The sequence below is a fragment of the Lentzea aerocolonigenes genome (genome assembly GCF_000955955.1).
GTDB classification, from domain to species: domain Bacteria; phylum Actinomycetota; class Actinomycetes; order Mycobacteriales; family Pseudonocardiaceae; genus Lentzea; species Lentzea aerocolonigenes_A.
On sequence record NZ_JYJG01000016.1, the window covers coordinates 1 to 10,846 of the forward strand.

The following is a 10,846-nucleotide window of genomic DNA, read 5'->3' on the forward strand; positions in this document are numbered from 1 at the left end:
ACCCGCCCAACGCAAGCCGACCACCCACCCAGGCCGCGGTTCGCACGCAACACCAGCACAAAACCGCAGCTAGACGTAGTCTCAGCACCATCTCAGCAACCCCACCCCAAGCTATAACCACAAGCCCTTGGAGGAGGGGACCAAATGATCAACCGAAAGGTGACCCTGGCCGCATCAGCAGCCGTAGTGGTCACCGGCGCAGCAGGCCTCAGCCTGCTGGCCATGCCAGCAGGCGCAGGCCAGCCACCATCTCTACCGACGGTCTCAGCGGAGTCCCTGGTGGAGCAGGTCCTAACCGCGAAGCCGGGAGCGTTCGGCGGCACGGTGGAAGTCGACAACAAGCTGGGCCTCCCAGCGATCTCCGAAATCCCGCAGCTGGCCGACGGCAAGCACAGCGCGAGGATCTGGACGGACGGAAACGGCAAGCTCCGGCTGGCCCTCCCGAACGGCCAGTCCGAGCAGACGATCGTCGACGACGGCACCACCACGTGGTCCTGGAACTCGCAGGACAACGAGGTCACGAAGTCCGAGCACAAGGCGGACCTGGCGCCCGACAAGCAGGACAAGCAGGACACCAAGGAGCAGAAGGCGATCGACCCGGCCACCGCGGCCAAGGAGATCGTCACCCTGACCAAGGAGTTCAGCGACATCAGCGTCGACGGCACCGCACGGGTGGCCAACCGCGCGGCGTACGAGCTGGTCCTGACCCCGAAGCCGAGCGAGAAGACCCTGATCCGCGAGGTCAGGATCGCGGTCGACTCGGAACTGAAGATGCCGCTCCGGGTCGCGGTGCTGACCAACGGCGCCTCCGAACCGGCGGGCACGGTCGGCTTCAAGGACATCAACGTGGGCCCGCAGGACCCGAAGCTGTTCGAGTTCACCCCGCCGTCCAACGCCAAGGTCACCACGCCGGAGGCGAAGGAGGCCGAAGGCCGCGACAAGATGCCGGAGATGGGCATCGAGCAGGCTCTGCAGGGCAAGGACCCGCAGATCTTCGGCACGGGCTGGGACACGGTGGTCGGTGCCAGGATCCCCGCTGAGGCCATGGGTCAGGTCCCGGCCGAGGCTCAGGGCCTGGTCGACCGCTTCACCAAGAAGGTCAGTGGCAGCTGGGGCAGCGGCAAGCTGTTCAACACCAAGGTCGCCACGGTCCTGATCGCGGACGACGGCCGTGTGGTCGCGGGTGCCGTTCCGGAGCAGGTTCTGTTCGACACGATCGGACAGGTGAAGTGACCACCTCGACCAGCGCGCCGGTGACGGCACCCGAGCAACACGCCGTCGCCGCGCGGACCAGGGGTCTGCGCAAGGAGTACGGGAGCACGGTCGCCGTCGACCGCGTCGACCTGGAGCTGCCGGAGGGGGCCGTGCTCGGCATGCTCGGCCCCAACGGGTCGGGCAAGACGACCACGATCCGGATGCTGCTCGGGTTGGTGCGGCCCACGCAGGGGGAGATCGAGCTGCTCGGGAAACCCCTGCCGGACGGGGCCGAGCAGGCGCTGCCGCACGTGGGCGCGCTGGTCGAGGGCCCGGGGTTCCACCCGTTCCTGAGTGGCCGGGAGAACCTCATCCGCTGTGCCGCGTTCGAGCCGCTCCTCGACAAGCGTGACATCAAGCAGGCTGTCGAGGACGCGGTCGAACGCGTCGGGCTCGCCCAGGCGGCCCACCGCAGGTACCGGGGGTACTCGCTCGGCATGAAGCAACGTCTCGGCCTGGCCGCGGCGTTGCTCGTGCCGCGCAAGCTGGTCGTGCTCGACGAACCGACCAACGGCCTGGACCCGGCCGGCACCAGGGAGATCCGCAAGATCATCGCCGAGCTCCACGCAGCGGGCAGCACCGTCCTCGTGTCCAGCCACCTGCTCAGCGAGGTCGAGGCGACCTGCACGCACGTCGCGGTGCTGCACCGCGGAACCGTTGTGGCGCAAGGCGAACTGACCGAGCTGCTGCAGGCGGGCGGTTCGGCGCTCCAGGTCATCACCCCGGACGTCGAGACGGCGCTCGGCGCACTGCGCAGCGCCAAGATCTCCGCGCGGCCGCTCGGAGAGGGCCTGCGGGTCGAGCTCGCCGGGACGTCCGCGCCCCAGGTGATCGAGACGCTGGTCAAGGCAGGCGTCGGGGTCTACGAGGCGACGCGGTGGAAGACCGGCCTGGAGGAGTTGTTCGCGCGGCTCACCGAGGCCGAGGAGGCCGAGCGCGGGATGTCCGCTGTGGACACGCTGGACGGGGGACCGCGATGATCACGCGTCAGTTCGGTTCCGAGGTGCGGTGGATGCTGCGCCGGCCGCGGACCCTCATCGGGCTGTTCGGGCTCGTCCTCGTGCCGATCATCATCAGCTTCGGCATCTGGACCGCGGGCGACGGCGACAGCGGAGGACCCGGTCTCGCCGGGATCCTCAAGGGCAACGGCCTGGTCGTGCCGATCTTCACGCTGTTCCTGTCGATCAACCTGCTGCTGCCGCTGGTGGCATCCATCTGGGCGGCGGACGGGCTCGCCGGCGAGGCGCAGCACGGCACGTTGCGCGGGCTGCTGGTCGCACCCGTCTCACGTGTGCGGCTGCTGTTCGTGAAGCTGTTCGGGCTCACCGCGATGTCGCTGTTCGCCGTCACGCTGATGGCGGTCGTGGGCATCATCGCGGGCACGGCGTTCCTCGGCACCGACGGCATGATGACGCTGTCCGGCACGACTTTGAGCACCGGACAAGGCCTGATCCGCATCGCGTTGTTCATCGTGCTGATCACGTTCCAGATGGTGTCGATCGGCGCGGTCGCCCTCGCCGTCAGCTCGACCACCGAGCACCCGCTGGTGGTCCAGGCCGCGACGATGACGACGATCATCGTGTTCCAGGTGCTGGGGCAGTTCCAGTCGCTCGACTGGCTGCACCCGTTCCTGATCACGACGGGGTTCCCCGGCCTGATCGACGTGATGCGAGACCCGATCCCGACCAGCCAGATCTGGGACAGCACGCTGCTCGCGGGCTGCTACCTGCTGATCGGCACGGGCCTCGCCGCGATGCGCCTGATCACGAAGGACAGCTGAGCGCCGCACGAAGCTTCTCGGCGTAGACACGACGTTGCTCGCCGGTGGCGAACCCCGGTAGCGGCTTCGACCCGTAGAGGTTGTCGCCCTGGTACCGCGGAATGACGTGGACGTGGAAGTGCCACACGTCCTGGCCACCGGCGGGCTCGTTGTGCTGACGAGTGGAGATGCCGTCGCAGCCGTACGCGGCACGCATGGCAACGGCGATTTCGCGGACGGCGTCGTGCACCGCGTGGCCGTACTCGGCCGGCAGGTCGTAGATGTTCTCGTGGTGCGCGTTGGGGATCACGATGACGTGGCCGCTGTTGTCGGCCCACCACCCCGATGCCACGAGAGCCGTGGCCCTCTCGGTGCGGAGCACGATGTCGTCCTGGCTGTCAATCTCCGTCTCCCCGCCGGCCAGCAGGAAGCAGAACGGGCACTCGTACCCGTCCGGTTCGTGGGACGTCGTCATCGAAAACCGCCCTCGCTGTTGATCACCTGTCCGGTGATCCACTCAGCGTCGTCGGTGCAGAGCCAGGAGACCAGCCGGGCGGCATCGTCCGGCTGGCCCCAGCGGCCGAGCGGCATCCGCTCCCGCACCCACTCCAGCGTCTGCTCGTTCGCGTAACCGGTCTCGGTCGGGCCGGGGTTCACGGCGTTGATCGTGATCCCCCGCCTGATCAGGTGGTGCGACAGCGTCGGCATGATCCCGACCAGCGCGCCCTTCGACGCCGCGTAGGCGACCTCGTTCGGCATCGGCCCGAGGTTCTGCCCGGACGTCATGAACACCACCCGTCCGCCAGGAGCACCGTCGTGCTGGCGGGCAAACGCTTGCGTCAGCAGGATCGACGACCGCGTGTTCACCGCGTAGTGCCTGTCCAGCATGGCCGCGTCCAGTTCACCCAGCGGACCGTCCGATCCGCTGAGCGCGTGGTTGCACACCAGGACGTCCACGCGCCCGTACGCCTCGACCGCCGCCGCGACCAGCTGCTCCGGCGCATCCGGTTCAGTCAGGTCGAGGCCCAGGTGTTCGACGCGGCCGTCGATGCCGGCGATCACCTCGCCGATCGAGTCGGCGCCCCACGGCTGTGCCTCGTCGTGCGCCACGTGGTGCTGCACGAACAGGTCAGCGCCCAGCGCCGCCAGCCGGGACGCGGTCGCGTAGCCGATGCCCTGCCGCCTGCTCACTCCGGTGACGAGCGCGACTCGTCCTGATAGATGTCCCATAGGACTTCCAGCTAACCGATGCGAGCGACGCCGTCCAAGTCAATTTCGAGCCGCACGTGGTCGCCGATCTCACTCATCGGCCCGACCGCCTCGTACTCCTCGCCGTCGATCTCCACGAGCAGCCGCACGTGATCACGCCGGTGCACGCGCTCCAGCACAGTGCCTTCCAACGGACCTGCGCCATCCACCCGCAACGCCGTGGCCCGCAGCCCAACTCGTCCGACCGGCAAGCCCACGAACGAGCCGGGCACGAACTTGTTGCAGCCCAAGAACTTCGCGGTTTCCACGTCGACCGGCGACGACCACACCTCTGCCGGCGGCCCGACCTGCACGATCCGGCCGCGCGACATGATCGCCACCCGGTCGGCCAGCGTGAAGGCCTCGTCGTGGTCGTGCGTCACGACCAGCGCGGTGGTCTGCGCCTCCCGCAGCAACCGCGCCAGGTCGACGGCCAGCTGCTCGCGCAACGCCCTGTCCAGCGCCGACAACGGCTCGTCCAGCAGCAGCAACCGCGGCGACGGGGCCAACGCCCGCGCCAGCGCCACCCGTTGCTGCTCGCCACCGGACAGCTGCGTCACGCGCCGGTCCGCGTACCCCTCCAGGCCGACGAGCTCCAGCAGCGACAGCACCTTCTTGTCCCGCTCCTCGCGGTCCACCCGGTGCATCCGCAACCCGAAAGCCACGTTCCCGGCGACCGACCGGTGCGGGAACAGCTGGCCGTCCTGAAAAACCAGCCCGAACCCGCGCCGATGCACCGGAACCCCGGCCAGATCCGAGGAATCCCACCGCACAAAGCCGGAAGACGGCTTCTCCAGTCCGGCGATCGTGCGCAGCAGCGTCGACTTCCCGCACCCGGACGGCCCGAGCAGAGCCACGACTTCGCCGTCACCAACGGACAACGACACGTCCGACACCGCGGCCGTCTGTCCATATCGGACGGTGATCGACTCAAGTTCCAGCGCCATCAGAACTCCCCGCTGCTCGGCACGCGCAACCGCTCGATCAGCAGCACGCACCCGACCGTGACGACCATCAGCAGCGCGCACGACGCATAGGCCATCTGGCTGTTCAACTCCCCCGGCCGCGACATCAGCCGCGCGATCACCACCGGCAACGTCGGCGCGTCCGGCCGCGCCAGGAAGCTCGTCGCCCCGAACTCCCCCAGCGCCACCACGTAGCCGAACCCGGCGGCGGCCGCCAGCGACCGTCCGACCAGCGGCAGGTCCACCTCACGCCACACCCGCAACGGCGAGGCGCCCAACGTCGCCGCCGCCTGTCGCAGCCGTTCGTCCACTGCCCGCAACACCGGCAACACCATCCGCACGATCAACGGCGTCACCACCAACGCCTGCGCCAACGGCACCAGCAGCGGCGAAGTCCGGAAATCCCCGGGCAACGCGTCCATCGTCACCAGGTACCCGAAGCCGACCGTCACCGCGGACACGCCCAGCGGCAGCATCAACGCGGTGTCCAGCACCTCGGCGATCCGTCCCCCGGAACGTCGCAGCCCGACCAGCACCACGGCCGAGAACACCCCGACCACCAACGCCACCAGCGTCGCGTCGAACGCCGTCCGCACCGAGTTCAGCGCCGCGTCGAACCCCGTCACCGCCAGCGTTCCGCGATCTCCACGGGTGGCCAGTGCCGCGTACCCGGCGAAGCTCCAACCGTCCCGTGTGGACAGCGAACGGGTGATCAGCCCGACGACCGGCGTCAGCAACGCCACCACCACGGCGAGAGCGGCGAACACCACGTACCACTCACCACCGGAAGGCCGTCGCGCCAGCTCTTCCCTGCCGCGCAACGACAACGCGGTCTCGCGCCGCCGCCGGGCCAGCGCTCCCAGCACCAGCACGGCCAGCACCGCCGCGAACTGCAGCAACGACAACGCAGCCGCCCCGGACAGGTCGAAAAGCTCGACGGTCCGCAGGTAGATCTCGGTCTCCAGCGTCCGGTACCGAGACCCACCGAGCACCAGCACGACACCAAAGCTCGTGGCACAGAACAGGAACACGACTGCAGCCGCAGATCCGATCGCAGGCGCCAACGCAGGCAGCACCACAGAAAGGAACGCTCGCGGCCGAGAAGCCCCTAGAGCACGGGCAGCGTCCTCGGCCCGGCGATCCGTGTGCGCCCACAGCCCGCCGACGGTCCGCGCGACCACGGCCACGTTGAAGAACGCGTTCGCGAGCACGATCGACAGCACCCCGCCGTCCGGCCAGAACGTCCGGAACGCGAGGCCCACCACCACGGTCGGCAGCACGAACGGCACCATCACGGCCGCGCGCACCACGCCGAGTCCGCGGAGTCGGCACCGCGCCAGCACGAACGCCACCGGCAGCCCGGCGAGCACCGCCACCACGGTCGACGCGGCGGCCTGACCGAGCGTGAACCCGACGAGCTCCCAGGTCTCACCGTCGAACAGAGCGGTGAGCACACCGCCCTCGCGCAACCCCAACGACAGGATCGCCAGCACCGGCCACGCGAAGAACAGACCGAGGAAGGCCAGCGGCAGCAGAGCCGCCACCGACCACCCCGTGCGCGAACTCAGCCCTGCACGAGCTTGCGCCACTGCTCGACCCACGCCTCGCGGTTGTCCTTCACCTTGTCCGCGGGCAGCGACTGCGGCGAAGCCGGCAGCGGCGCGTCCTTGGCCCACGACTCCGGCAGCGCGACGCCCTCACGCGACGGGTACACGTACATCTGCTCGGCCACCTGAGCCTGGAACTTCTCGCCCAGCAGGAAGTCGAGCACCTTCTGCGCGTCCGCGGCGTTCTTGGCCTTCGACAGCACACCCGCGTACTCGACCTGGCGGTAGCAGGTCGACAGCACGGCCTTCGTCTTCCCGCCCTCGGCCGACGGCGAGGACGCGTAGGACACCACGATCGGCCGATCGGCCTTGAAGTCCTGGTTGTAGGCCTCTTCCCAGCCGCTCACGACCTTGACGCCGTTGGCCTTGAGCTTGGTCCAGTACTCCTGCCAGCCGTTCTCGCCGAACTTCGCGATCGTGCCCAGCAGGAACGCGAGACCGGGCGAGGACGTGGCCGGGTTCTCCACGACCAGCTTGTCCTTGAACTTCGGGTCGGTCAGGTCCTCGTACGAGGCCGGCTCGACCCCGCCGAGCTTGGCCGGGTCGATGTTCAGGCACACATCGCCGACGTCGACCGCGTGCAGCCGGTTCGACGTGTCGGCCTGGTAGCGCTGCGCTCCCTTGGTGGCCTCCGGTGAGGCGTACTCGGCGAACACGCCCTCCGCCAGCGCCCGCGAGGCGAACGTCGAGTCGACGCCGAACGCGACGTCGCCGATCGGGTTCGCCTTGGTGAGCACCAGCTTGTTCGTGAGCTCGCCGGCGTCACCCGAGGCGATCTGCTTCACGGTGATCCCGGTGGCCTTCTGGAACTCGTCCAGCAACCCGTCCTTCACCACGAACGAGTCGTGCGTCACCAAAGTGACCTCGTGCGTTTGCGGCGCGGTCGAAGTTCCGGCCGAACAACCGGTCAACGCGACCGCGGCGAGAACAGCCCAAATCCTTCTCATCACATCTCCCTACGCCGGTATGACCCGGATCAGGTGGACGGTCGAGGGCTTGCGAGCCCTCCTCTCAGCCCGGCGCTTCACCGGACTCCCGTGGCAAACGCGCAGCTTACGTGACGTGGTGGGACGATCAGGACATGGCCGAGCTGTTGAGCGACGATCAGTTGAACGACGTGCTGCCCAAACTGCCCGACTGGACCGCCCAGGACGCGGCGCTGGTCAGGACCGTGGAGCTGGCGAGCTTCCCGCAGGCGATCATGGTCGTGAACCGGGTGGCGGAGATCGCGGAGAACGACAACCACCACCCGGACATCGACATCCGCTACAAGACCCTCACATTTCGCCTGAGCACCCACTACAAGGGAGGAATCACCGCGCTCGACGTATCTCTCGCCGAGGAAATCGACGGAGTCCTGGACGCGCTGACCTGATTCGGTAAAGATGTGCGCTGCCGCCGCCAGCGGATATGAGAGGGAACACCCTCATGCGGTTGCGCACATCTTTGTTCGTCATGGCGGTTGCCGGCAGCCTCCTGATCGCGCCCGCGGCTGCCCAAGCCGTGCCCTGCGCCCTGACGGACACGATGATCAAGGCCAGCTTCGCCTGGCTCGAGAAGGGCTCCGACCTCAAGGCGAACAACTGGTCGAACGCGAACTTCCACGTCGGCAACCTCGCCCAGGTGCGGACAACGGGCATCAGCAACCACAAGACGTGGCCGTGGGTGCAGGCGAACAAGTACCTGCTGCCACTCGACCCGGCGAACCCGTACGCGCCGGACGCCCAGTCCAGCGGTGAGGCCTACCTCGACGTCTCGTACTTCCACCCGGAGCCCGCGGTGCTCCAGCCGTTGCGCGACAACCTGTACGCCCAGGCGAAGACCGGGAAGTACGACTACTGGAAGTCACCGGACGCCCTGAACATGGCCCTGCCGTCGTTCACCCGCATCGCCGTGGCCGACCTGAACCAGGACCTGCTCGACTACTCGTACAAGTCCTACCGGTCGCTCAAGCACCGAACGTTCAACGAGGCCACCGGCCTGTGGAGCCTGAACGTGCAGACCAACGGCTGGGCCGTGCAGGGTCTGGCCAAGGCGATCCTGGCGCTGCCGAAGGACAACCCGTACCGCGCCGACTACGCCAAGACGCTGCGCAAGTCCGCCCAGACGCTGCGGTACCTGCAGCGCCACGACGGCTTCTGGGGCGCCACCGGCAAGGACTCGGCGGCCACCGCGATGATCACCTACGCGTTCGCGGCCGGCATCAACGCGGGCGTGCTCGACAAGGACACCTACCTGCCGTACGTGCAGAAGGGCTGGACGGCGCTGCAGACCGCGCTGGACGCCGACGGCATGCTCGGCTGGGTCGCGGCCCGCAACTCCTGGAAGCCCGCCTCAGCCGGCGACCGCGCTGGGTTCGCTGTGGGCAGCTTCCTCATCGCCGGGCAGCAGCTCGTCCCTCTTACGCCGGGTTGCTAGCCCGATCGCGACCAGCGTGAGCATCCCGGCCGCCGGGTAGCCCCAGCCGAGCAGCGCGTAGTACCAGGGACGCGGGAAGTCCCAGATGTTCGGCTGGGCGTTCAGCAGGAACGAGACGAGATAACCGCCGGTCAGCACCACCCACAGGCCGGCGGTGATCTTGCACAGGAGGTGTCCGCCCTCGTAGATCAGCCAGAGGAGGGCGGGCACCATCCACACCCAGTGGTGGCTCCACGAGATCGGCGAGACCAGCAGGCCGAGCATCTGCACGCTGATGATCAGCGCCAGCACGTCCTTCGTCCTGCTGACCGCGAACCACGTCAGCGCGGCCGCGACGAGCACCGCGACGAGGTAGATCGGCCCGGTCTTGACGTCGTAACCGACGGTGCGGCTCAGCGCCCCGCGCATCGACTGGTTGATCGCGCTGCCGACCGGTCCGACCCGGCTCGCGTCACCGAGCAGCTCGAACCAGAACTTGTTCGACTGGGACGGCGAGAGCGCCCAGCCGATGCCGTACACCGCCGCGAAGGCGACGAACGACCAGACCGCGGCCATCCACCTCTTCGTGACGAGGAAGTACAAACCGGAGATCGCGGGCGTCAGCTTGATGCCAGCGGTGAAACCCACACCGGCACCGCTGACCCAGTTGCGCGCGCTCGCGAGCGTGCCGATCAGGATCGCGCACAGCACCAGGTTGATCTGGCCGTAGTTGAGCGTGGTGCGCACCGGCTCGATCCACAGGACCAGCGCGGTCCAGAACATCACGCGGCGCGGGTCGTCGAGCTTCAGCAGCTTCAGCGTCGTGCGCACGATGTAGTAGAGGCAGCCCAGGCAGATCAGCTGCCAGATCCACCGCGACGCCTCCCACGGCACCCAGCTCATCGGCGTGAAGATCGCGGCCGCGAACGGCGGGTAGGTGAAGGGCAGCGGGAACACGTCCGCGTACTGCTCGAGGCGCCATTCGTACAGGTCGCCCTTCCACAGGTGCGGCGATCCGTTGCGGTACACCAACAAGTCGATCATGGTCATCTTGACCTGGAACTGCACCAGGACCAGGTGGCCGATGACCGACAACGCGAGCAACCACGGTGCTACGGAGAGCACACGCGCTTCCACAGCACGGAGTTTCACCCCGAAAACGTTACCTGAGGCAACTTTCGGGGGTACCCCGGCGTCACTAGGACGGGAGAGACCGCAAGAGGGAGTTTTGTTGGTCATGTCTGTTGATCTTGTAGTTGCCGCTGTCGCCGCTCTGGCCATGCTGGGGGTCGCGTTCGGAGTGTTCGCTGTTGCCGCTCGCACCAAGGGCAACCTCTGAACCTGTTGTACCGCAAGCGAATGGGTGAGTCTCCTTTGTGGAGACTCACCCATTCATCTATCTATCCGAGGGGAGCAAGACGCCTTCGGCGTCAGAAGTAGTGCGCACGACCGCCGACCGGCTTGCCCACTGCGCCGAGGACGGCGAGGATGGCGCCGATCACCAGAAGCACCACTCCGATGGTCGTCAGAATGCTGATACCGGCCAGCCATCCGACGACGAGCAGGATCAGACCGAGAACGATCATGACACCTCCAGGTGGGGAATTACTTCTACC

At 67.8% G+C, this 10,846-nt stretch carries 12 protein-coding genes and 1 riboswitch; of the genes, 5 read left to right on the plus strand and 7 right to left on the minus strand.

What is annotated here, in order from left to right:
- The first annotated feature begins 144 nt into the window (after positions 1-144).
- From UK23_RS03710 to UK23_RS03720, 3 genes are read left to right on the plus strand one after another with little or no spacing between them, the layout of a single operon-like run.
- The gene (locus UK23_RS03710; RefSeq protein WP_045309920.1) at positions 145-1,233 is read left to right on the plus strand and encodes a LolA family protein; all 1,089 of its coding nucleotides are present in this window, start codon (positions 145-147) and stop codon (positions 1,231-1,233) included.
- Positions 1,230-2,234 carry an ABC transporter ATP-binding protein gene (locus tag UK23_RS03715; RefSeq protein WP_045309921.1) on the plus strand — a complete coding sequence of 335 codons (1,005 nt, stop codon included), beginning with the start codon at positions 1,230-1,232 and terminating at the stop codon, positions 2,232-2,234. Before UK23_RS03710 ends, UK23_RS03715 begins: the two co-directional genes overlap by 4 nt.
- Positions 2,231-3,034, plus strand: a complete 804-nt coding sequence (locus UK23_RS03720) for an ABC transporter permease (protein WP_045309922.1) — start codon at positions 2,231-2,233, stop codon at positions 3,032-3,034. Before UK23_RS03715 ends, UK23_RS03720 begins: the two co-directional genes overlap by 4 nt.
- On the opposite strand, the gene UK23_RS03725 is transcribed toward UK23_RS03720, so the two are convergent.
- The 5 genes from UK23_RS03725 to UK23_RS03745 all read right to left on the minus strand — a co-directional run bounded on the left by UK23_RS03725 (position 3,018) and on the right by UK23_RS03745 (position 7,780).
- On the minus strand, positions 3,018-3,488 hold the full coding sequence (locus UK23_RS03725; protein WP_045309923.1) for an HIT family protein: 471 nt from the start codon (positions 3,486-3,488) through the stop codon (positions 3,018-3,020). The two genes, UK23_RS03720 and UK23_RS03725, sit on opposite strands and share 17 nt — an antisense overlap.
- Positions 3,485-4,243, minus strand: a complete 759-nt coding sequence (locus UK23_RS03730; protein ID WP_045309924.1) for an SDR family oxidoreductase — start codon at positions 4,241-4,243, stop codon at positions 3,485-3,487. Before UK23_RS03730 ends, UK23_RS03725 begins: the two co-directional genes overlap by 4 nt.
- Positions 4,244-4,254: 11 nt before the next feature.
- The gene (locus UK23_RS03735) at positions 4,255-5,208 is read right to left on the minus strand and encodes an ABC transporter ATP-binding protein (RefSeq protein ID WP_045309925.1); all 954 of its coding nucleotides are present in this window, start codon (positions 5,206-5,208) and stop codon (positions 4,255-4,257) included.
- On the minus strand, positions 5,208-6,761 hold the full coding sequence (locus UK23_RS03740; RefSeq protein ID WP_045310011.1) for an ABC transporter permease: 1,554 nt from the start codon (positions 6,759-6,761) through the stop codon (positions 5,208-5,210). Before UK23_RS03740 ends, UK23_RS03735 begins: the two co-directional genes overlap by 1 nt.
- Positions 6,762-6,790: 29 nt before the next feature.
- On the minus strand, positions 6,791-7,780 hold the full coding sequence (locus tag UK23_RS03745) for a thiamine ABC transporter substrate-binding protein (RefSeq protein WP_045309926.1): 990 nt from the start codon (positions 7,778-7,780) through the stop codon (positions 6,791-6,793).
- Positions 7,768-7,882: riboswitch (TPP riboswitch) on the minus strand. (Overlaps the previous gene by 13 nt.)
- Before the next feature lie 32 nt (positions 7,883-7,914).
- Here UK23_RS03745 and UK23_RS03750 point away from each other — a divergent pair.
- On the plus strand, positions 7,915-8,208 hold the full coding sequence (locus tag UK23_RS03750) for a 4a-hydroxytetrahydrobiopterin dehydratase (protein ID WP_045309927.1): 294 nt from the start codon (positions 7,915-7,917) through the stop codon (positions 8,206-8,208).
- A 53-nt stretch (positions 8,209-8,261) separates the two neighbouring features.
- Positions 8,262-9,251, plus strand: a complete 990-nt coding sequence (locus UK23_RS03755; protein ID WP_045309928.1) for a glycoside hydrolase family 88 protein — start codon at positions 8,262-8,264, stop codon at positions 9,249-9,251.
- Here UK23_RS03755 and UK23_RS03760 read toward each other — a convergent pair.
- Complete coding sequence (locus UK23_RS03760) at positions 9,168-10,382, minus strand: mannosyltransferase (protein WP_045309929.1); 1,215 nt, start codon at positions 10,380-10,382, stop codon at positions 9,168-9,170. The genes UK23_RS03755 and UK23_RS03760 overlap by 84 nt on opposite strands.
- A 278-nt stretch (positions 10,383-10,660) precedes the next feature.
- Positions 10,661-10,816 (minus strand): DUF6131 family protein, encoded by a 156-nt coding sequence (locus tag UK23_RS52495; protein WP_086662791.1) that lies wholly within the window; start codon positions 10,814-10,816, stop codon positions 10,661-10,663.
- Positions 10,817-10,846 lie beyond the last annotated feature (30 nt).

Excerpts from the sequence above, each read along its gene's own strand:
- UK23_RS03710 (WP_045309920.1), top strand. The coding sequence starts at position 145 with ATGATCAACCGAAAGGTGACCCTGGCCGCATCAGCAGCCGTAGTGGTC.
- UK23_RS03750 (WP_045309927.1), top strand. The coding sequence starts at position 7,915 with ATGGCCGAGCTGTTGAGCGACGATCAGTTGAACGACGTGCTGCCCAAA.
- UK23_RS03730 (WP_045309924.1), bottom strand. The coding sequence starts at position 4,243 with ATGGGACATCTATCAGGACGAGTCGCGCTCGTCACCGGAGTGAGCAGG.
- UK23_RS52495 (WP_086662791.1), bottom strand. The coding sequence starts at position 10,816 with ATGATCGTTCTCGGTCTGATCCTGCTCGTCGTCGGATGGCTGGCCGGT.
- UK23_RS03735 (WP_045309925.1), bottom strand. The coding sequence starts at position 5,208 with ATGGCGCTGGAACTTGAGTCGATCACCGTCCGATATGGACAGACGGCC.
- UK23_RS03745 (WP_045309926.1), bottom strand. The coding sequence starts at position 7,780 with ATGAGAAGGATTTGGGCTGTTCTCGCCGCGGTCGCGTTGACCGGTTGT.
- UK23_RS03755 (WP_045309928.1), top strand. The coding sequence starts at position 8,262 with ATGCGGTTGCGCACATCTTTGTTCGTCATGGCGGTTGCCGGCAGCCTC.
- UK23_RS03725 (WP_045309923.1), bottom strand. The coding sequence starts at position 3,488 with ATGACGACGTCCCACGAACCGGACGGGTACGAGTGCCCGTTCTGCTTC.
- UK23_RS03720 (WP_045309922.1), top strand. The coding sequence starts at position 2,231 with ATGATCACGCGTCAGTTCGGTTCCGAGGTGCGGTGGATGCTGCGCCGG.